This is a genomic window from Candidatus Uabimicrobium helgolandensis (assembly GCF_041508025.1).
Classification (GTDB): domain Bacteria; phylum Planctomycetota; class Uabimicrobiia; order Uabimicrobiales; family Uabimicrobiaceae; genus Uabimicrobium; species Uabimicrobium helgolandensis.
In genome coordinates this window covers 4,171,045-4,191,800 of the sequence record NZ_CP165719.1, presented here as the reverse complement: position 1 = coordinate 4,191,800, position 20,756 = coordinate 4,171,045, and the positions used below count along the sequence as shown (strand labels likewise).

Annotated in this window: 18 protein-coding genes; 12 read left to right on the top strand and 6 right to left on the bottom strand. The window is 35.4% G+C overall.

Features of this window, described 5'->3' with window-relative positions:
• Positions 1-92 precede the first annotated feature (92 nt).
• The 4 genes from UABHE_RS15270 (at position 93) to UABHE_RS15255 (ending at position 4,991) form a co-directional block, all read left to right on the top strand.
• Positions 93-2,414 carry an amino acid permease gene (locus tag UABHE_RS15270; RefSeq protein WP_372371200.1) on the top strand — a complete coding sequence of 774 codons (2,322 nt, stop codon included), beginning with the start codon at positions 93-95 and terminating at the stop codon, positions 2,412-2,414.
• 240 nt (positions 2,415-2,654) lie between these two features.
• A complete protein-coding gene (locus tag UABHE_RS15265) occupies positions 2,655-3,656 on the top strand; it encodes a hypothetical protein (protein ID WP_372371199.1) in 1,002 nt (333 codons plus the stop codon).
• A 6-nt stretch (positions 3,657-3,662) separates the two neighbouring features.
• Positions 3,663-4,301 (top strand): metallophosphatase domain-containing protein, encoded by a 639-nt coding sequence (locus tag UABHE_RS15260; protein WP_372371198.1) that lies wholly within the window; start codon positions 3,663-3,665, stop codon positions 4,299-4,301.
• 12 nt (positions 4,302-4,313) lie between these two features.
• Positions 4,314-4,991 carry a uracil-DNA glycosylase family protein gene (locus UABHE_RS15255; RefSeq protein ID WP_372371197.1) on the top strand — a complete coding sequence of 226 codons (678 nt, stop codon included), beginning with the start codon at positions 4,314-4,316 and terminating at the stop codon, positions 4,989-4,991.
• Positions 4,992-5,058: 67 nt separating this feature from the next.
• Here the strand turns inward: UABHE_RS15255 and UABHE_RS15250 are convergent, their stop codons facing one another.
• The 5 genes from UABHE_RS15250 to UABHE_RS15230 all read right to left on the bottom strand — a co-directional run bounded on the left by UABHE_RS15250 (position 5,059) and on the right by UABHE_RS15230 (position 9,042).
• Positions 5,059-5,502, bottom strand: coding sequence for an SRPBCC domain-containing protein (locus UABHE_RS15250; protein ID WP_372371196.1), 444 nt, complete (start codon positions 5,500-5,502; stop codon positions 5,059-5,061).
• 11 nt (positions 5,503-5,513) lie between these two features.
• Positions 5,514-5,840: an ArsR/SmtB family transcription factor gene (locus UABHE_RS15245; protein ID WP_372371195.1), complete on the bottom strand. Its 327-nt coding sequence runs from the start codon at positions 5,838-5,840 to the stop codon at positions 5,514-5,516.
• Positions 5,821-6,213: a hypothetical protein gene (locus tag UABHE_RS15240; RefSeq protein ID WP_372371194.1), complete on the bottom strand. Its 393-nt coding sequence runs from the start codon at positions 6,211-6,213 to the stop codon at positions 5,821-5,823. The genes UABHE_RS15245 and UABHE_RS15240 overlap by 20 nt, the downstream gene beginning before the upstream one ends.
• A 292-nt stretch (positions 6,214-6,505) precedes the next feature.
• Positions 6,506-8,068 carry a M56 family metallopeptidase gene (locus tag UABHE_RS15235; protein ID WP_372371193.1) on the bottom strand — a complete coding sequence of 521 codons (1,563 nt, stop codon included), beginning with the start codon at positions 8,066-8,068 and terminating at the stop codon, positions 6,506-6,508.
• A 218-nt stretch (positions 8,069-8,286) separates the two neighbouring features.
• Positions 8,287-9,042 (bottom strand): hypothetical protein, encoded by a 756-nt coding sequence (locus UABHE_RS15230; protein WP_372371192.1) that lies wholly within the window; start codon positions 9,040-9,042, stop codon positions 8,287-8,289.
• Positions 9,043-9,415: 373 nt separating this feature from the next.
• Between UABHE_RS15230 and UABHE_RS15225 the strand changes: the two genes are divergently transcribed.
• Positions 9,416-10,132 (top strand): hypothetical protein, encoded by a 717-nt coding sequence (locus tag UABHE_RS15225; RefSeq protein ID WP_372371191.1) that lies wholly within the window; start codon positions 9,416-9,418, stop codon positions 10,130-10,132.
• 20 nt (positions 10,133-10,152) lie between these two features.
• A complete protein-coding gene (locus UABHE_RS15220) occupies positions 10,153-11,625 on the top strand; it encodes a M20 family peptidase (RefSeq protein WP_372371190.1) in 1,473 nt (490 codons plus the stop codon).
• 58 nt (positions 11,626-11,683) lie between these two features.
• On the opposite strand, the gene UABHE_RS15215 is transcribed toward UABHE_RS15220, so the two are convergent.
• Positions 11,684-13,288, bottom strand: coding sequence for a M2 family metallopeptidase (locus tag UABHE_RS15215; protein WP_372371189.1), 1,605 nt, complete (start codon positions 13,286-13,288; stop codon positions 11,684-11,686).
• Positions 13,289-13,464: 176 nt separating this feature from the next.
• On the opposite strand from UABHE_RS15215, the gene thpR reads away from it, so the two are divergent.
• The 6 genes from thpR (at position 13,465) to UABHE_RS15185 (ending at position 20,691) form a co-directional block, all read left to right on the top strand.
• Positions 13,465-14,046: an RNA 2',3'-cyclic phosphodiesterase gene (gene thpR / locus UABHE_RS15210; RefSeq protein ID WP_372371188.1), complete on the top strand. Its 582-nt coding sequence runs from the start codon at positions 13,465-13,467 to the stop codon at positions 14,044-14,046.
• Positions 14,047-14,058: 12 nt separating this feature from the next.
• Positions 14,059-16,083 carry a hypothetical protein gene (locus tag UABHE_RS15205; protein ID WP_372371187.1) on the top strand — a complete coding sequence of 675 codons (2,025 nt, stop codon included), beginning with the start codon at positions 14,059-14,061 and terminating at the stop codon, positions 16,081-16,083.
• A 24-nt stretch (positions 16,084-16,107) separates the two neighbouring features.
• The gene (locus tag UABHE_RS15200; protein ID WP_372371186.1) at positions 16,108-17,529 is read left to right on the top strand and encodes a type IV pilus twitching motility protein PilT; all 1,422 of its coding nucleotides are present in this window, start codon (positions 16,108-16,110) and stop codon (positions 17,527-17,529) included.
• A 12-nt stretch (positions 17,530-17,541) separates the two neighbouring features.
• On the top strand, positions 17,542-18,600 hold the full coding sequence (locus UABHE_RS15195; protein WP_372371185.1) for a type IV pilus twitching motility protein PilT: 1,059 nt from the start codon (positions 17,542-17,544) through the stop codon (positions 18,598-18,600).
• A gap of 100 nt (positions 18,601-18,700) precedes the next feature.
• The gene (locus UABHE_RS15190) at positions 18,701-20,458 is read left to right on the top strand and encodes a hypothetical protein (RefSeq protein ID WP_372371184.1); all 1,758 of its coding nucleotides are present in this window, start codon (positions 18,701-18,703) and stop codon (positions 20,456-20,458) included.
• 62 nt (positions 20,459-20,520) lie between these two features.
• A complete protein-coding gene (locus UABHE_RS15185; protein WP_372371183.1) occupies positions 20,521-20,691 on the top strand; it encodes a hypothetical protein in 171 nt (56 codons plus the stop codon).
• Positions 20,692-20,756: the final 65 nt, after the last annotated feature.

Sequence of the window (20,756 nt, the reverse complement as noted above, 5' to 3'; positions counted from 1 at the left end):
AAACACTAAAATCATGAAAAATTCCTTAGATGTGCTCCTATTCACCAAAATGTTTGCAATAGTACGCTCCAAAACTTTTCAAGGAAAACTACATGAGTAAATCGAACAAGCGCACAACTCAGAAAATGCAAAAACAAACAAAGCGCGAAACTCAGAAGCTTCAAAAGCAGGGTGGCAACAAAACAACCTCAATGATCAAAATGAAAAAATTAGAAGATCTAGGGGCCAATAAATTTGGAACTTTTGGTGGTGTATTCACTCCTTGTACTCTAACAATATTAGGCGTAATTATGTTTTTGCGCTATGGTCAAGTAGTTGGACAAAGTGGTTTGATAAATGCAATAATAATTTTACTTATAGCAAAAATCATCACAACTCTTACATCTTTGTCATTATCAGCTATTGCAACCAATACAAGAGTAAAAGGAGGTGGTGCTTACTATCTCATTAGCCGCAGCCTCGGTGTCGAACTTGGTGGAGCTATTGGCGTATTCTTTTTTCTCGCCCAGGCAATTTCAGTTGCAATGTATGTTATTGGATTTACAGAAGCTCTTTCAGATGTAGTCCCTCTTGAAATACAAGCTAATTTTGGTGCATGGTTCGATGTTAGTGCTGCCAGCGCTGTTAACTTTTTCATTTTTATTTGCGTTCTTATTGGTGCTGGTTGGGCAATAAAAGTACAGTATTTTATCTTGGGCATTTTACTATTGTCTCTTATTTCATTTTTCGCTGGTGCTTTAGGTGATATGCGCTTAGACAACCTATATCAAAATTTACAACCCAACTATGTAGATGGGCAAAGTTTTTTTACCATGTTTGCATTATTTTTTCCCGCAGTTACCGGAATAATGGCGGGTGCAAATATGTCTGGAGACCTAAAAGATCCGGGGCGATCCATTCCTAAAGGAACTCTTTGGGCAATTGTATTCACTGGTTTTATATATTTAATTATGGCACTAGTACTTGCCGCCGCGTGTGCACCACAAAGTTTAGTCAGCGATTCTCTTATTGTAAAAAACATTGCTTGGTCTAAAACACTTGTTGTCCTAGGTATTTTTGCAGCAACACTTTCTTCAGCACTCGGAAGTATGATGGGGGCTCCGCGCATACTACAAGCTTTCGCCAAAGACAATATATTTTCATCTTTGCGCATATTTTCTCATGGAAGTGGTGTCAATAATGAACCAAGACGCGCTGTTATCCTAACGTTTTTTATTTCGCAAATATGTATATTGCTTGGTGACTTAAATGCAATTGCCCCCATTATAACGATGTTTTTTATGATTACCTACGGAATGCTAAATCTATCAACTTTTTACGAATCCATGACTAAAAATCCTAGCTATCGCCCGCGTTTTCGCTATAGCCACTGGTCAACAGAACTAATTGGTGCTCTAGGGTGCATAGGTGTAATGTTTTTAATCTCTCCCGTTTGGGCAATTATATCTATTTCGGCAATGGGAGCTTTAAAGTGGTATATTGCACGTAAAGAAATAGAAGCACGTTGGGGAGATGTTCAAAGTGGTGTTGCTTTTGAAAGAGCGCGCAAAAATTTACTGATTATTCAAGACGAACGTTATCATCCTAAAAACTGGCGACCTATTATTATTGCTTTAAGTGGTGGAGTTTGGAGTCGCGTCCATCTAGCTATTTATGGACACTGGCTGACTGCCGGGCACGGTATTCTTTCTTTAGGACAAATCATTGTCGGTAATATGGATGATCTTCTAGGAAGACGTGTCAATCAAGAAAAAATTCTTAAAAAGTTCATTCGCGATAATGAGCTATCTGCTTTCCCAGCAGTTGTTGTGGGAAGCGACCTAACCGAAAGTATAAAATCATTAGTACAATGCCATGGTCTAGGCGGCTTTCACTGTAACTCAGTTCTTCTAGGTTGGAGCACTGACCCAGAACGAACAAAAGACTTTGCATCCCTATTACGCGCTTTAGTTGGTCTTAAGAAAAGCCTTATTCTTTTGCGAACAGACCCAAATAAATTTAGCCGGTGGGAAGCTCCAACAGGCACAATCGATATTTGGTGGCGGGGTCAAAAAAATGGCCACTTAATGCTTCTTCTTGCGCATTTATTATTAAAAAATAACGAATGGCGGACTCACCGTATTCGCTTACTGCGTATCATCAATTCGGAAGCCGGCCTTGACGAAGCAACCAATCACTTAAATGAGCTAATTCATATCTCCCGTATCAAAGCCTCTGCTCAAGTTATAGTGGCAAAAGATGTTACCACAGCAATGCGTATGACCTCTGTTCGTTCTGCCGTTGTATTTATGGGATTCACTCCTCCAGAAGAAGGGCAAGAAGAACAATCTTTTAAAAATATGACAAAATTAAGTGATCATTTTTCTACTACAGTATTTGTTTCTAGTGTAGGTGGGATGGAACTTGATGCATAATATAAATAGAACTAAGTGACCTAACAAAAGTGACCTGCTCAGTACAGAACTTTTATTTTCTAGTACGATGCGACAAGAGCACGCGACCGCAAATGCGTAAGCAACTTGCAACGGCTGGCTCTTACAAAAATTTTTTATAAAAATATTAAGTTGCATTTGTATTCAACGTTTATTTAGTTCGCAAGTTATTGTAAAATATATAAAATGGCAACTCGACATATCTCTATTGAAAGTGATATAATGTTTAAGCAAAGTATAAAAACAACAACAATTTTATGTAGTATATTTTTACTACTAGCTTCTTGCCAAACAGTAACTATTGATACGACAATTAAAAGACCATCAGAAGTCAATATGGATCGTTATCAAACCGTTGCTTTGGTAAAAATAGACGATGATCAAGATCGTTTTTTGACCAACAGTCTACTGTCTAAAGTATCTTCTGCTGGCAGCTTGCGTTTTATAGACCAACAGAAAATTGACGAAGTAATTCAATATCAGTTAGAGACTGATTCAGATGCTTATTCTGCTGAAGGTGCTTCTCAAATAGGTGAATTAGTGAGAGCTGATGTTGTTATTGTCGGTCAGGTAACAGAAAATAACTGGAATGACCAAGAAGTAGTGAAACACAAAGATACATATAATTTTTTACAACAACAACAAGATCCAGATTACGAGCCTCCAACATACTATGGCCGTAAAGGTAGTGTTTCTTTAAACGTATCTATTTCTGTTATAGAAACAGGAACCGGACAAATTGTTGTTCAAAAAGATTACAACGAATACGCTGACAGCGTTTATGGAAGATCAGAGAATCCTGATAGTTTGCCACAACGCTTAGATTTACTTCCTTTGTATAAAAGATGTTGTGAACGCATTGCTACGAAATTTTCAAAAGTAATAACTCCTTATCAAGAACGCCTACAAGTGCAGTTAGAAACTGTAGACCATCCCGATTTTGAACGTGGTTTAGCTTTTGCGAAAAACGGTAGTTGGGACAAAGCTGCAAACGTTTTCCGCGAAATCCAGGAATATGGAAAACAAAATCAAGGGGTTATCGGCACAGAAGCGGCAGCAAGCGCTTATTTTAACTACGGTGTTGCTTTACAATATGATGGTGACTACGATCGCGCTCTGCGCTATCTAGATATTGCCTATGAAGCAAACCCTAAGAAAGTTTACCACAATCAAATTGAAAAATGTAAACAGGACAAGGAAAACGCATTTCGTTTGGGTGGATAATATTATATGAGCAAAATAAAAATAGTGGCTATCAGCGATACACATAATCGTCGTCCGCAGGTTACAATTCCTGATGGAGATATACTTATCCATGCGGGAGACATTACTTCCAAAGGTGCACTACGCGATGTTCGTAGATTTAATAATTACCTAGGCGAGCTTCCACACAAGCACAAAATTGTAATCGCTGGTAACCACGATTTTTGCTTTGAAAGAGAGCGAGAAGCTGCGCAGAAGGAACTTAGTAACGCCATTTATCTTCAAGACAGCGAAATCGTCATTGAAGGAATTAAATTTTACGGTAGTCCGTGGCAACCATGGTTTTTTGATTGGGCATTCAACCTACAACGCGGAGAAGAAATACGCGAAAAATGGCAATTAATTCCCAATGATACTAATGTTCTTATTACTCATGGTCCTCCTCTTGGGTATGGAGATACAGTAGCAAATGGCAATAAAGTAGGCTGCGAGGATTTGCTCAATAAGGTTATCGAAATAAAACCACGTTACCATATTTTTGGACATATTCACGAAGCTTATGGAATAACAAAAAACGATCACACAACGTTTGTAAATGCTAGCATATGTACTCTAGAATATAAACCAACAAATCAACCAACTCAAATTGAATATATCTTATCTTGATAAAGGAACAATATGAGTAATATAAAAGAGCTAATTGCTTCTGTACAAGAAGAAGCAAGCCGCGAAGATTTTCCGATAGATGAGAAAGTTTATGAATCTGCAGGGCGCAATCCACTAGAGCCAACCTTATTTTTTGGGGACTTGAAAAGCAAGGTGTGTTTTTTTGCACGCGATTTAGGCAAAGATGAAGTTCATGCACAGCAACCACTCTACGGTGCTGCTGGACGTTTAGTAAGAAAAGGCCTTCATTCTGCAATTTACGGTGAACAAACAAGTGATAAGGATAAACTAGAAGCTGCAGCCAAAAAAGTACTACTCACTAATACAGTTCCCTATAAACCGCCAGGAAATAAAGCTTATTCTGCAGGCGTTAAAAAGCGTTTTCGTCCTTTTTTAGAAACACTACTCTTAGAACATTGGCAAGGCGACTATATTATCACTCTTGGTAACGAAGCATTTAAATGGTTTCATCCTTATGCAACAAAAAAAGTTGCTGATGAATTTTTTAAACGCGAAGATCGCTACGAAGCAGAATTAGAAATAACAATTTCTTCTAAAGAAAGTGAGTTACAAAAAAAAGTAATTCTTGCTCCTCTGCCACATCCATCTCCGCTCAATCAAAAGTATTACCACATATTTCCTGATTTACTGCAAAATCGCCTGCAAAAAGTGCAAAGTTTTCTGAAGTAAATCTATTTGATTTTCGTTTGAATAAACGATTGGTAGAAAACCGTTTAATCGGCTTTCTATCAATCATTTATAAGAGAACGATTTCAAGCTGCACAAAACAAAGATTCCAACCCGCTTCGTGTCGATCGCACCATTCTTGCGTTTCGAAATTTTCATGTTTGAGAAGTATGTGTGTAGTGTTGTCTTCTAGTTTGGTAAGGAGAATAGTGACTAACGTTTCTTGTTCTTGTTGATCGTGATCCCAATTCCAAGTGAAAACTAATTTTTCCGGAACAACAACTTCCTTATAAACACCAACAACAATACTTTCTTGGCCAGATTTTGAACTCATCCCCAATCGGTAAGCTCCTCCTACGCGCAAATCAACTTCTGCTATAGAATTACTCCAGTCGTTTCCTATATGCCACCATTTTTTCAATTTTTCTGGCTGTGTCCAAGCGGCAAATACTCGTTCACGTGAGGCGGAAATAACACGATCTATTTCTAAAAAAATAGGTACTTCTGCTAACATTTTGCTATCCCTTAATCACCTTCTTCAAAGAAATTTTCTAAAGCATCTAGTTGAGTTTCCCAAAATTCTTTATATTTATTCATCCACTCTATTGCTTCTCTAATAGGATAAGCATCAAGATGAAAGAAGTGCACTCTACCTTGTTTTTCACGAACGATTAGTTTCGCAGATTCTAAAATTTTAAGATGCTTTGAAACAGCAGGAAGTGAAATTTGAAAGGGCACTGCTATGTCAGAAGCGCACATTTTACCTTTTTTTAAATTTTCAAGTATTGCTCTTCTTGTCGGATCCGAAACTGCTGAAAAAACAATATCTAAGTTATTCGGTTTTCTTCCCATAAGTAAATGCTATCCCTACTCCGCAAACACCACCTGCCAACGCATGAAAAATAGTGTTGAACACAAACATTAAATTTGCTGGAACTTCCCAAATACCTCGTACAACAAGACCTGTAGGCAAAAACATCAGAATTCCCATCAATACCCCAAAACAAAAACCTTCCTTTAACAAACTACCTCCTTTATAACCTATGGGATATATATATGCTAAAATAAAAGCAAAAACTATGTGGTTCAACTGCAACAGTAAATAATCGGGCTGTTCTCTTTTAAAAGGAACACTATTCGCATCAGCAGTTGCTGTATACCAAACAATAGTAAGTACATTGCTTATAAGAAAACAAGTTATAAATGCTGCCAAGAATTTTTTCATTTAGCTCTCTTTTCATACAAAATATTTAACACTTCGAATTCAGTTAAAATAAAACGTTTAATTTATTTAACCAAATGGTTAAATAAAGAGCAAGAAAAATGTTACAAAGAACTAAGTAACTCTCCAAAAGCAGTTACCTGTTGGCATTTTGTTCTTTTAATTTCTAGTTTTGTTACTCCTCGGTTACGTAACTACAGCTGTGTCGCGTCGCACTAGAAAATAAGTCCTGCACTGAACGGGTAACTAGCTTTGTCAGATCATTTACAAAGATTACTTTGTTTTACTATAATTTTTATTTCGCTTCGACTGCATCATAGTTTAGTATTCCTAGCGCCCAAGTAATGCGTGGAATAACATTATTTCGATTGCGTACAGTTAAAACATCGTCGTCTATTTTCGCAAATAATCCTTTTTCCCAATACTTTTCTTCGCAGCATTGTTTGACGGTATGAATAATTTTATCTTTATCTAACTTCTGTAATAAATCTTTTATTTCATAAGTTTTTGTTATAAATTCCTGCGGCTTCTTTCCCCAGATAATAACACCATTTTCTGTAAAAAACTCTATTCCTGTTATTTTTGTTATCGTTTCGAATATAGAAAGTACTGAGCTATTTTTTATATTAAGATCAATGGTCATTTGTTCTTCCGTTTTTTCTGCATAAACTTGAGGGTGAATAATGATATTAAGCCCTGTAAGAGTACGAATAAAATCCATAATCTCTGGTAATGGTGAACTAGTAAAGCGAACATCCAAAAATTGGCTTTTCATTTGTAGGACCATACCTTTTTCATGCTTGTAAGGCATAAATTTTTTAATTTCAGGTTTCGTATGATTTCGAAGACGCGGATGAAAACGGTCGGCTATGAATATTGTATTTTCGTTAACACCAATATAGGAAATTTTATAATATGTCAAAAATAACTTTAGAACTAATTTTCCCTTTAACTCTTTCATTTGAAGAGAGACACCTATTGTCTTAAGCTTATTCAGAGTTCGAGAATCAATTTCCGCTTTTATTTCAAGCTGATTACATATTGAATTTATTACTTCTGAAAAATCTGCATTTTCGGCAGAAACATTTATTCTTTTTTCTAGTTTTTCCTGTAACGCGACGCTCATAGGAGAACTATCAGCAAAAACAGCAGTATTTTGGTAGTAAATTGTGAAAATAAAAAAAATGACAAAAGAGACACTCAATAATGGAATATTTCGTTTATTCATATCAAATTTTTCCTTATTTAAAATATTTTTAACTCGAGAATGAACGCCACAAAATCCTGTTGTAAAGTAGTACTTTCTTTGTTTCCATTCTAAAAACTGATATAGTACCTGCGCGTAATCGATACGTTTATCAGGACGAACTTGCAATACAAATGAATCACATAATTGTTCACGGGTGACCGCTAATTGTCGATCTATCCACCACAACAATGGGTGAAAAAAATACAACGTCTTAATGATATTTTGATACAATATGAAGAGATTATCCCAACGCCGTATATGAGATAATTCATGAAGAAGAATCAACTCTATTTCTTGGCGAGAAAATGCACTAATTGTTCTTCGAGGGAGAACAATTGTTGATTTTAAAATACCAACATTGAGTGGTCCCCAACCATTCTCGCTTATCACTAAAGAGATACGCGCAATTAAGATAATAAAAACAACCAACCACAATAGGCAAAAATAATAAAAATAATCTACTTCGTTAGTTAATGTACTTGCAGAGACTACCGCTGTGGTAGTTGTTTCTGTAAAAAGAAGAGCCGTTTCCACTATGTGAATTATCTGAGGAGGAGAAAACAGCGGGGTAATTACTACCAGTACTGGTAATAAAACGCAAGAAAGCATTCCCCACATTGATATATAATATTTTTGACGTATGTTTCCATATATTACTCCTATAGCGATCAATACTAGGTATATTGTTACAGGGATAAGCATATTAAAAAAATAACAGAAGAAAAATATTCAGTGCTACAGTTAAAAAAACGCGATCTAAATCTATCCGATTACAAACGTGTTCAAAAATACATTTCCTTTTTTCGATAACCGCGCTAAAAAATAGCTTATATCCAGTTGTCGCCTAATTCTTTAAACGGACAAATAACATCTGTCGATGAATAATATTTTTTGCAAGTGGCAACATACAATGCATTTTTTTTATAAAGCTCTTCAATTTCAACCTTACCATTGCATTTTATATTAGTAAGAATATTGCGGTCGGAAATACTAATTTCTTTCTCTCTAATCTTACTTCGCAAAGATTTCCATTCTTCTAAAGAAATTTCTCTCTCCTCATCGTTATTACAAGGAGTAAAATATCTTTTAGTAATATTGTTCTCTGACTTACTAAGTAATGTTCCGCCGATATTATAATCGGGATCTTCTGCTGTTATAACAATACGTTCGTCGGCGATAATATTTATTCCAATTTTTTTGTTTCTCAATTCGACAGTATTACTAATATACCGGCTGCATACTCCTGTTGAGACTTGCTTTCTCGCAATTAATCCAAGGCGCTCACTTTCACTAAGTAAACGGTGAGTATAACGAATAAGATTATAGATACAAAAAGATAGTGATTCAAAGTTTTGATTTGTAAAATATGCCCACTTTTCATAAGGTGTTCCCAAGGAAGAGTTCTGTAAAAAATCTTCTTTTAAAGTAAGCGTGAAGTAATGATCAAGCGCATGGTTGTAATGATTGATGACATCAACTTGCATCAAATAAACGGTTGCTGGCAGTGTTGGAATGGTAATAAAATTGGCATATTTTTTTACAGCACGCGTTGCATCATCAAATATATATCCCAAATTAAGCATATATTCCCCAAAACGGCAAAAAATTATAATTTATAAATTAAATCAAAAGTGCGATAGAGTTTATCTGAAAAGGCTCACAATGAAAACAGTCAAAAGTACAAAATATTTCGCTTGTACGACCTCGGGAAAATCAATGCTGAAGATTTTGAAGGATTCAATTTGACAATCAACTTTCCTCTCTCAAAAAACTCGACCTTGATTACAACAAATTTGCTGAATTTCCACAAGAAACAACTCTACACTCAAACCTTTAAATCTTATCGTTGTGTAGAAATAAAATTGATATAAATCACCTGGTAAAATACTTATAGCACAATTAGATTAAATATTAGCTGTAAACACTTTTCGCCAAAACAAATTATGGAGGTTTAATATGGGACAACATTACACAAAATTGCTCTATTTTTCTAAAAAAAGAGCAAGGGATCTCATTGAAAACTTACAACACAATATACCCGTGGAAAAACATCCAAATCTAAATATAGATTTCAATAAATTTGAAGGGACCTATCCATATCTTAGTAAGTGTGGTATATGGTTAAAAGAAGATCCCGTTATCATTGATACACTTGCAACACGTCTTTTCTTTGATATTACAGCGAATCCGCATCTATATTCTTCTGATTTAGTAGCGTATTTAAGCTCACTAAAGTATCCAAATGGCATAACCATCGCACAAAACTTAATAAAAGAAAAAGATTCTTTACTTGCAGAATACTTACAAAAAAGACACCGATGTCAACAACAGTTATTTGTAGATGGTTTCAATATTGATTTGCATTTTTTCGAAGATATTTTATCTATAGAAATTGAGGCTGGATGGAAGTCTTGTAATAATATTATCGCAAGTTCTCCTTCATTTAAAAAATTCTATAGCGAACTTTTAGAAAAATATAATGGTATCTATGCCGTTGTAGACAACGATTCAGCAGAAAAACTTACCATTTTATGGTCTAGAGGTGCAGAAGTGAACTGGGACATGGATGCATTTGACCTAATTCACCTCAATGAAGAAAACAAGCCATATGACGAAAAGATTTTTGACATGGCAAACGAAATTGCAGATATTAAAATAAAATACAATTTGTAAAATTCTTTAGGAAAAAAATAGTGAAATCTATCATAAAAAAATCAATTATATTAGTACTTATTTTTCTACTACTTTTAATAATAGTCTTTTCCATTAACTACATGCGATTTTCATCAAAACAACTCTCTATCGAAGTAAAAGAGCTAACAATCAACGACCGCGCAATAAATAAACTTTCGCAAGCTGTCCGTTTTCAAACAATATCTTATGAAGATAGAGAAAAAATCAACACCAACGAATTTAAAAAATTTCATACCTTTCTAGAAACATCTTTTCCTAAAGTACATCAAAATTTACAGCGCGAAAAAATAAACAATAGCTTGCTGTATACATGGAAAGGTAACAATCCCAAATTAGAACCATATTTGTTAATGGCGCACATGGATGTAGTCCCTATAGAAAAAGGAACAGAAAAAAATTGGCAGCATCCGCCGTTTAGCGGTCAAGTAACAGACACGCATATTTGGGGAAGAGGTACAATGGATGATAAAGGCATGATTATCTCTATTTTAGAAGCAACAGAAATGCTTCTAGAACAAAACATTACTCCGCAACGAACTGTATATTTTTGTTTTGGTCATGACGAAGAAATCGATGGTCTACAAGGAGCACGTAAGGTTGCCGAACTTTTAAAATCGCGTAATGTACGCTTATCTTTTGTACTAGATGAAGGCTTAATTGTCACCCAAGGAATTGTTCCTGGTATTAAGCGTCCTGTCGCAGTTATTGGTGTTGCAGAGAAAGGTTTAGTTAATCTCGAATTAACAGTAAAAACCGCAGGTGGGCACTCTTCTATGCCAAGCTATCCTTCAACAATTGGAATTTTAAGTACAGCTATTCACAAACTAGAAAATAACCTACTACCAGCAAAAATTTCAGGGCCAGCGCGCCAAATGTTCGATTATCTAGGGCCAGAAATGAGTTTTGGAGAAAAAATGGCAATGGCCAATATGTGGTTTTTAAAACCGATTATTATTTCATCGCTACAGAAAAAAGCCACAAGTAATACTCTACTTCGAACCACAACCGCAGTAACGGTAATTCAAGCAGGCCAAAAAAACAACGTACTTCCAAGTCACGCACGTGCAGTAGTAAATTTTCGCATTATTCCTGGAGACACAGTTGAATCTGTAAAAGAATATGTAGAAAACACAATTAATGATCAACGTATTCAAATAAAAATCGCAAGTAAAGGCGCAGGTGATCCCTCTCCTGTATCAAAAACCAATACATTTGGTTTTCACACTTTGCAACGCTCAATCTCGCAAGTATTTCCAGAAGTAATCGTTGCTCCCGGCCTCATGGTAGCGCGAACTGATAGTAGACATTTTGCTATTGTTTGCGACAATGTATATCGTTTTGCCCCAATGTTAATGTATAGCGATGACCTTGAAAGAATTCACGGCTCCAACGAACGCTTGACAATCAAAAATTACAAACAATGTATTCAGTTTTTTTATCATTTAATCGTAAATAGTAACAAGATAAAGTAGCTTACTCATTGATCCTTTGGTTTGCACCAAAGGATCAATGAGCACAAATATAATATCTCTATGCAAGAGATATTCCCAAAGAATGCTCCACAAAATGCTTTGGATCTAACTTTGCTCCTGTTGCATTTTTCAGAGTTTCATTCCAATCGTATTTTGCTCCACTGCCAAAATATTTATCTTTTAAATAAGTACCTAGCTCACTATTACCAAATAACTCGCCATTACCTATTTGCTTTTTGATGTGATCCTGAAGTTGAGCAGAAACCAGCTCTCCATAGATATAGTTCTGATAATACACAGGACAAAGAGCCAAGTGTATTTTTGCTGCCCAATCTGGCGCATTACGATCCTCGGGACGCGTTACACATTGGTACTTCTCTACGTATTCCCACCACAACTTATTCAAATCTTGGTCAGGGTTTTTGTATAGTTCTCTTTCAAAATTTACCATAACAAGTCCCCAACGAATAAACACAAACTGCGTTAAACGTTCAGCTTGAATAAGATCGTTGTGAATAGGTTTTACTTTTTCAACATCTACTTTTACAAAGTCAGTGAGCCATTTTGGGTTTTTTGACAATGTGTCCATCATCATTGCAATAGCTTCTGTTGACAAAGTATGTGGAGTATCGATGAGAATATATGGCAAGCCAGAGTCGATATATTTATCGTAAACAGCATGACCAAATTCGTGCAATGTTGTACTTGTCCATTGCTCTGTAGGAGCGATATTACACAGTATACGCACATCTTTAGCTTCGCGATCGATAAAAGTACAATAAGCATGTTGGCATTTTTTGTCTTTTGGATATAGATCTGATTTTTCTAGAATATCGCGAATATCCATATCAATGCTATCATACGTTTCGATCATCAATTTCTCAATGTCCACACTTTGATAAAATTGGTCTATATCGAGTGTTTTATCTACGGGAGGTTGTTGAAAAAATGGATCTGCGTAATGCCAAGGGCGCATATCTTTTACATCAATACCAAATCTTTGAGATAAATCTTTGTCCATTTTTTCTTTTAGTTGGCGAAATGGCTCATCACTTAATTCAGCAAGACGTCCTAATGTACTAAACATTTTCTCTTCGTCTAAATCTTTATGACTCAAGGCCATTTGATAATAGTCAGAGTAACCTGCTTTGCGTGCATTTTCATTGCGAAGTTTTACAACTTCGATCACTTTTCCTGCCACTTCTTGCCCAATTTGTTTACTTGCTTCCCACGCTTTTTTTCTCATCTCTAAATCAAGTTCATCACTCAATACTTTTTTAATCTCATTATCATTGAGTTCACGTCCATCTACTTTGGCACGATACTGATTATAACTGGTATTGATTTCTGATTCTAGTTGTATAATACGTTTTATATTTTCAGAATCTCCTTGATTCATGCCAAATTCATTGAGTAAACAATCTAATTGGCGAACCAAAGTCGCATCGTTAACCACCCCTGATTTCTTAAAAGCCTGTAGTTGTTGAAAAGATTCTTTATTGGCAACGATTTCTTTGTACTGTTTTTCAATTTCAATTTTGCGATCAACCAGAGAATTGTCACCGGTAGTGTCATATTCCCAATGTAGTGTATACAATTCTTTAAGTAAAGGTCGTACACTGTCAACATAATTATTGATGAATTGTTGTAGTTCTTGTTCCATATTTTTCCTCCAAGGGATTTCAAACATAGATAGACGAATGATTTAGATTTTGTTATTATGTAAATATGGTCGATGAAATATTCCGCAATCATAGCATTTTCAGTACCATGAATCAAGATATGGCAAAAAATAATTACCGTTATATATCCATAAGTGACTTTATTCAGGTGTCCCGCATGAGTAGCAAAAGAATGTTTATTGCTTTTTCCTTTGATGAAGAAATAAAACAAAGAATCACACAATCACAAAATACTTTACGCAACGAAATGCCAACAGGAATTAAATGGGTAGGGGCAGAGAGTTTTCATATCACTGCTAAATTTTTAGGTGATACAGACGAACACCTTATTCCACAAATAACTCAAATAATGGAAGAAACTCTAGCCGAACAACAACGTCAGCAAATACAGTTAAAAGAGCTAGGAGTTTTTCCTACAAAGAAAAACCCGCGTATTTTGTGGCTAGGCACCATAGGTGCTAAAGAATTACTGAACCATGTACATTCACAATTAGAGAATAATTTAGAAAATCTCGGCTTTGCCAAAGAAACAAAATTTTCAGGCTTTAATCCACATATAACTTTGGGGCGTGTAAAACACTTACCACAGAATTTCTTTCCAGTGTTTGAAGCTCACAAAGATATTTTCGTAACAAATTGTGAGATAAACGCCTTAACTTTATACGAAAGTCAATCCGTTCAAAGTGGAAAATATAAAAAAGTTATATATAAACCACTTGCTTGTGTTCATATATCGTAAAAGGAGGATTTGGTGTTTAATTCTTCTGTAAAATCCATGGAAACTCTTCAACTTTATTTGGACGAATTTCCCCATACTCGTTATCCTATTTTTCAATATATGGATCACCTAGTGTCTATTGCCCAAACACTAGGTAATGCTGCATCCAAAAGTTTTTTACTTAAAGAAGCGGAGTTTTACGAAAGTGATATTGACTTAGAGGCTAAACGCTTTATTGCAAAACGCCTATATGCTTTTTTTAAAAAACAGCGTTTAAGCTGTGTACACGACAGATTACAGTGCTTCCCAAATGTTGCCTTTCAACCTTCTATAGATATTTTACTAAAAATACTATCCTTTGATAAATTATCACGCAATGATTTTATTATGCGTACTACCCAAAAACTTGAAGAAAAGTCCTCTGTATCTGAGGAAACATCACAAAATACTTTAAATACTACCACGCAAAAAAAAGCAAAACCTGTTACTGAAAAACATGCAACGAAAAAAAGATCACGTCGCTTGCAAAAAACCAAAGAGCAAAAAATAGACTATGTCACTCCAACAAATGATTCGCGGCAGTGTCTTAAAGAAAGCACAAATAAAAAACAACAAGAAATCCAAAAAGATTGGGAAATACTCAAGCAGTGGAATACAAAAGCTATAAACTGTAAAGTTTTTGCAAAATCTTTGTTAAAAGAGCTACCAGAAAACCCCTATCCACACTTACCAAGAATCATTGACGGCTTTATGCGTAACTTGAAAGATAAGGAAGAAAAATATTGCTTGATGCGAATAAAACACGCACTTCTAAGCCATGAAAAACTTATACGTAAACCGCAAAATATTCTAGTAGTGATAAACTATGGTAATTTAGGTGTTGACATCTTAGAACAAGCATCGAATATCACCACAAATAAAAAAATCAATAGTGTGTTCCACGACTATTTCTATACAATAATACAACAATTGCTAGCGCAGCACAGACAGCAGTTTCTCCGCGCCGTAGAGTCTTGTTACGATCGCTATGATTTATATGAATTTTTAGCTCGGTACCCTCTCAAAAATAAAGCGTATATCGAAAATTTTAATCTGCAAATCATTGCAAATATAAAAGAGATTTGTGAACAAGTAGAAAAAGGTAAAGATTTTGAAACCACAGCTAACAGATTTTTAGGTAGCGAAGGGGCAAACATAAAAAAAGCGCTATATGTTTCTCTTTTTGAAAGTCCTGTCACTAATAAAATATGGGATGCTATGCGTAAGGCTCAGTCAGTATATCAATTTTTTCAATGCCTAAAACAACTAAAAGAAATTCCAGAAACAGAAAAAATGTCACACACTATTTTTCAACTGGTGGTAACTTTTTTACGCGGAGGTAAAAAAATATCATTTCGCGATTTAGAAATAAGCCTTAATTTTACTCCAAACAACCTCCGCAACCATGCGATTCGCATTATTACTCGAAAATTGCAAAATGATATTGACTATAAGATGGAAACTTTTTTATTGCAAAATCTTTCAATTGAAAGAAAGTGGAAAAAACTTCTCCAGCTGCTTAGCAATCCTCAATTTGAAGGTGCGAATGTCAAAGCTTTTGGTTATTCTCCCGACGATTTACTTATTGCACTACGTAAAATATCTAACAGCGAAGGGGATATCAATAAAGTTGTAGAACACGAGTTTTACGGAGAAGATGTTTCAGAAGACTTGAAAGATCTTATTATTCAAAAACATTCACAACAACATAAGAAAAAAGAAAAAAATCTGCAAAATTTTTATGAAGAATTGTTGTTTTTAACAAGTGAAAAAGTCTTAAGTTTGCGTAGACCTCTCATAGATCTACTACGTATATACGGTAGCGTAAATTTAACTAACGATGGATCAACATTGACAGGATATGAGTTAAGCAATACAATATCTATGTTTTATCGTGATGCAGCGCGCAATAAAATAACACTTCCAAGTAATCTACATTATCAAATTGCCGTTTTAGTAGAAGACAGTATCAATGAAGAAAGAGCACGCCAATTGAGCAAAGTTTTTGCTGATAATTAGAGTGCCAATATTAGGGGAGAAACATTGAACGAACAAGATAAATTTGTAGAAAAAGTCGTTCTTCGCAATGAGTTTGCCACTGAAAAACAGCTACAAAAAGCAAAAAAAATACTAGAGGCTAATCCTGGGAAAAACCTCATTCAGGTTCTCGTTCATGTAAAACTCATTAGTAAAGAGCAGGCAAAATCTATTTTAAAACTTTATGAAAAAAAACGTCTGAAAAAGAAAAGTGTAAACCAACCACAAGAGAATTCTCCAATTGACGCAGGGCCTGCTTTTCTCGATGATTTTCACGCTCAACAATCTCGACCTATTGCGCAAGAACCAGTAAAAGAACCATCTATAAATATTACTTCTACAGCAAGTAATGTAGGTTCTTTTTCTTCTATAGAAGAATATTTATTACACGCGCGCAGCAAGGAAGCTTCTGATTTACATATTAATACTGACTGCAAGCCTATTATGCGTTTGCATGGAAGCCTTATAGAATTAAATAACAGCATATTTTCAGCCGACGAGGCACAAAAATTACTATTCTCTACTTTGAGTGACGAGCAGCGAAAAATAATTACTGAACAAAAAGGATTGGATTTTAGCTATATCGATAAGCAAAGTAATCGCTACCGTGCCTGTATTGTAAAACAACGTACAGGTTGGAACGGTGCCTTTCGCATTATTAAAAAAGATCCGCCAACATGCGAAAAATTAGGATTACCTGAAAACCTAAAGCGCTTAGTAGAATACCACCAAGGTCTTGTCCTCGTCACTGGGCCTAAAGGGAGTGGAAAAACCACAACCCTAGCAAGTTTGATAGATCTTATTAATCAAAAACGCGAAGACCACATTATCGCCATAGAAGACCCTATTGAATATGTGTTTTCTCCAAAAACATCGCATATTAACCAACGTCAAGTAGGAGTACATACTCAAAGCTTTTCAGCAGCACTACGCGCAGCACTACGCGAAGATCCAGATGTCATTATGATTGGAGAACTTCGCGATTTAGAGACAACATCGCTAGCAATTAGTGCATCAGAAACAGGGCACTTGGTATTTGGTACCTTGCACACTACTTCTGCAGCGCGAACTATTGAACAAGTCATTGATGTATTTCCACCAGACCAACAAAATCAGATACGCACAATGATTTCAGAATCAATCAAAGGAATTATTTGTCAACAGCTCTTACCACGCAAAGATGGCAAAGGACGTGCCCTCGCATTAGAAATCATGTTTAACACCAATGCTGTCGCTAACTTGATTCGTGAACGTAAGATGTTCCAGCTTGGCTCTGTTATGCAGATGGGTAAAAAACAAGGAATGGTGACACTTGACCACTCCTTATATCAACTGGTAAAAGATGGTATTGTTGATGGTACAGTCGCATACTACAGCGCTGTAGATAAAAGTAGATTCCAAGAATGGGCACCCAAAAACGACTTTTAGGAGGAATTAAAGATGGCGAAAATTGATACTCTATTTGAAATAATGTTAACTGAAGATGCGTCGGACTTGCATTTAAGCCAAGGACAGCCTCCAAAGATAAGGTCTCATGGGCGCATACGTAATTTAGATCATCCTACTCTAACAGCGCAACACATGGAACAGTATTTACGCGAAATTTGTAGCAATGATCGTTGGGAGCACTACTGCAAAGTTAAAGACTTAGATTTTGCTTATGGTTTGGGTAATAAAGCGCGTTTTCGTGCAAATTATTTTTTTCAAGAACACGGTATGGGAGCGGTTTTTCGTGTAATTCCCTCCGAAATAAAATCTCTTGAGGATCTTAATCTTCCCAAAGTGTTAAAGAGCTTTTGTTATATGCGTTCTGGTCTCGTTTTAGTCACAGGACCAACAGGGTCTGGTAAGTCAACAACTCTATCAGCAATGGTTAATGAAATAAACGAAAAAAGTGCGCGACACATTGTCACCATTGAAGAGCCGATTGAGTTTGTACACCGTAATAAACGCTCGATCATTTGTCAGCGCGAAGTAGGAATTGACAGTAACTCATTTGCAGATGGCCTTAAAAACAGCTTGCGCCAAGATTGCGATGTAATTCTCGTAGGAGAAATGCGCGATTACGAAACTATTTCGTTAGCGGTAACAGCAGCAGCATCTGGTGTTCTTGTTTTTGGTACACTGCACACAAATTCAGCCATTAAAACAGTGGATCGTATTATTGATGCATTTCCTGCAGACCAACAAGCACAAATTCGTACCATGTTGAGCGACTGTTTAAAAGGAGTTTGCGCACAGCTACTTCTTAAGACCAAAGATAAAAAAGGCCGCGTTGCTTGTAATGAAGTACTGATAGGAACAACAGCTTTAGCTTCTTCCATACGCGAAGGTAATATTGGCAATATTCGCAATATCATTCAAGGTGGAAAAGGTATGGGTATGCAACTTATGGATGATGCCATTCAAAAAGTACTCAATAACGGCAAAATCTCAGGGGAAGAAGCTTATCTTAAAGCCACAGATAAAACGCGCTTTTCGCAATATGCGCTTGCGTAATAAAGAAGTAGATCCGCGGTAATCGATATAATAACGAAAACAAACGCTTAAATTCTTCTTTTCACGGGCACCCTTTATGGGTGTCCTTACTTGATTGGCTATGAAAAAAATACAAACAGCACAACAAATTGAAAACGATCAAAATTATCGCGATAAAGTTTTCTACTTAGACAAACAACATATACAACGCTGGCGAAATATAAACTTTGAAAATTGTAGTTTTCGCGGTGATATAGTTGTCGGAGAAGCAAGTAACTGTACTTTTACAGCATGTGGTTTTTCTGGAAATATTTCAATTGTACTCAGTAACTTAAATATAGAAAAAATTCCCAAATGGTGTTTTGCCTTTCCAAGTGTTAATCGTTTAAAAATAAAAGACTACAAAATATCTGCTCTTCCCGAAAATATTGCAAAGTTAAAAAATGTTACTGATCTAGATTTATCTTTTTGTCAATCGCTAACAACTCTTCGTGGGTTAGATTTGCTACCTCATTTACGTAAGCTTAACCTGCAGTATTGCTCCTCATTGTCCAATTTTGAAGATCTCGGTAAAATTCCGCGATTATTGGAGCTTTATCTTGAAAACGAAGTATGTGAAAATGCTTCTATTTTACAATGGCCAAATTTACAAAGTTTACAAAAACTTTGCATACAAAATTCGGTAGATCGCAATATAGAAAACCTTTGCCATTTAATCAACCTTACACACTTACAAGCCCCTTGCTTAATAGGAATGAGGTATTCAGATCTCGAAGTTCTTGGAAATTTAGATAAGCTTAAATATTTAGATTTATCTAAATCTATATCGCTAACCAAAACAACATCTCTTAGTATGTTAGCACAGCTAGAACACTTAGATTTATCATATGGAGCATTGCGAAAAATAGATTTTTCATTGCCCCACTTAAAAACTTTAAAACTGAGCCATTGCCGCGAGTTAAAAGATATAGACCTCCTCCATACATTTACAAATCTACGCTCTCTAGAGTTAGATAACTGTACAGAATTAGAGAAATTCAGTATTAAAGGGTTAAGAAAACTGCGTCATATAAACGTGCAGTTTAGTAAGACCCAAGAAGAGATCGATAATTTGTCGATAGCAAGTAGTGAACTTGAACATTTAAATATTCAAGACTGTCAATCGTTAAAGAAACTATCGCGTCATAATAACTATAAAAATTTAAAATATCTTGGTCTTTCTGGCAAAATGCTTTCGCATTTCGATTTTACAGAAATGAGTGATTTACAAACCCTAGACTTAAATAAAGTTTACTTGGACAAACCTAATCCCAGTTTATTTGCAAATCTAAAAAGCATGCACTGTTTAAAGATAGATTCTTATCTACCCAAAATGGATAAATTAGATCATGTTCGCGAATTACACTTGAGTTATTGCACTCTAGATCACTTCACACCATTACCAAATATTAAATCTTTACATTTATTTTTTTGCAATTTTGCAAATGAAAGCGCACTTTTAAATTGGCCATCCGTAGAATATTTATATATAAAAAATGGCTCTACAACACAATATATAACAGCAGTAAGACATTTAAATCATTTAACATCTCTTCACATAGAAGGTGGAACTCTGCAAAACTTAGATGCTCTAATTCCAATGGCAAATCTCAAGGAACTGACAATCGAAAACTGCTATTATCTAGAAAATATCGATGCTCTTGTTTCGCTTACCAATTTACAGTCACTTACTCTTGATGTTCGCTTTGTTAATAATCTTTCTTGCTTAGGAAAACTAAATTTACAAAGCCTCAAGCTTATACATTGTCCGCAAAATTATCTCGATTGTTTAGACAACCTGCCGCACACTGATATTTCTATCTTTGAGTTATCACCGTAATCCTACGAAATTCTCTTATTAGAAGTCTGATCCACAGATAACTACACGGAAGAATTAGCAAATTGATAGATTGGAAATCCCAAATATTAATTCTTGCTGTTCCGCGAATATATAAATGCAAATGTAGCGTAACAAAGAATGTATTTGCAAGAAAAAACATTACAGATATAACACTTGCAACAGCAAAACAAGTACATAGCGCTACTTTAAAACTACACCACAGTATCCAATAACCTGGAAATAACAAAAAACTGATAAAACCAGACGCTATAACACAACCAATTACTGTAAATTCAGT

What these genes read in the sequence shown, in the direction of transcription:
- UABHE_RS15270 (WP_372371200.1), top strand. Translation starts at nt 93, where the DNA reads ATGAGTAAATCGAACAAGCGCACAACTCAGAAAATGCAAAAACAAACA.
- UABHE_RS15265 (WP_372371199.1), top strand. Translation starts at nt 2,655, where the DNA reads ATGTTTAAGCAAAGTATAAAAACAACAACAATTTTATGTAGTATATTT.
- UABHE_RS15260 (WP_372371198.1), top strand. Translation starts at nt 3,663, where the DNA reads ATGAGCAAAATAAAAATAGTGGCTATCAGCGATACACATAATCGTCGT.
- UABHE_RS15255 (WP_372371197.1), top strand. Translation starts at nt 4,314, where the DNA reads ATGAGTAATATAAAAGAGCTAATTGCTTCTGTACAAGAAGAAGCAAGC.
- UABHE_RS15250 (WP_372371196.1), bottom strand. Translation starts at nt 5,502, where the DNA reads ATGTTAGCAGAAGTACCTATTTTTTTAGAAATAGATCGTGTTATTTCC.
- UABHE_RS15245 (WP_372371195.1), bottom strand. Translation starts at nt 5,840, where the DNA reads ATGGGAAGAAAACCGAATAACTTAGATATTGTTTTTTCAGCAGTTTCG.
- UABHE_RS15240 (WP_372371194.1), bottom strand. Translation starts at nt 6,213, where the DNA reads ATGAAAAAATTCTTGGCAGCATTTATAACTTGTTTTCTTATAAGCAAT.
- UABHE_RS15235 (WP_372371193.1), bottom strand. Translation starts at nt 8,068, where the DNA reads ATGCTTTCTTGCGTTTTATTACCAGTACTGGTAGTAATTACCCCGCTG.
- UABHE_RS15230 (WP_372371192.1), bottom strand. Translation starts at nt 9,042, where the DNA reads ATGCTTAATTTGGGATATATATTTGATGATGCAACGCGTGCTGTAAAA.
- UABHE_RS15225 (WP_372371191.1), top strand. Translation starts at nt 9,416, where the DNA reads ATGGGACAACATTACACAAAATTGCTCTATTTTTCTAAAAAAAGAGCA.
- UABHE_RS15215 (WP_372371189.1), bottom strand. Translation starts at nt 13,288, where the DNA reads ATGGAACAAGAACTACAACAATTCATCAATAATTATGTTGACAGTGTA.
- thpR (WP_372371188.1), top strand. Translation starts at nt 13,465, where the DNA reads ATGAGTAGCAAAAGAATGTTTATTGCTTTTTCCTTTGATGAAGAAATA.
- UABHE_RS15195 (WP_372371185.1), top strand. Translation starts at nt 17,542, where the DNA reads ATGGCGAAAATTGATACTCTATTTGAAATAATGTTAACTGAAGATGCG.
- UABHE_RS15190 (WP_372371184.1), top strand. Translation starts at nt 18,701, where the DNA reads ATGAAAAAAATACAAACAGCACAACAAATTGAAAACGATCAAAATTAT.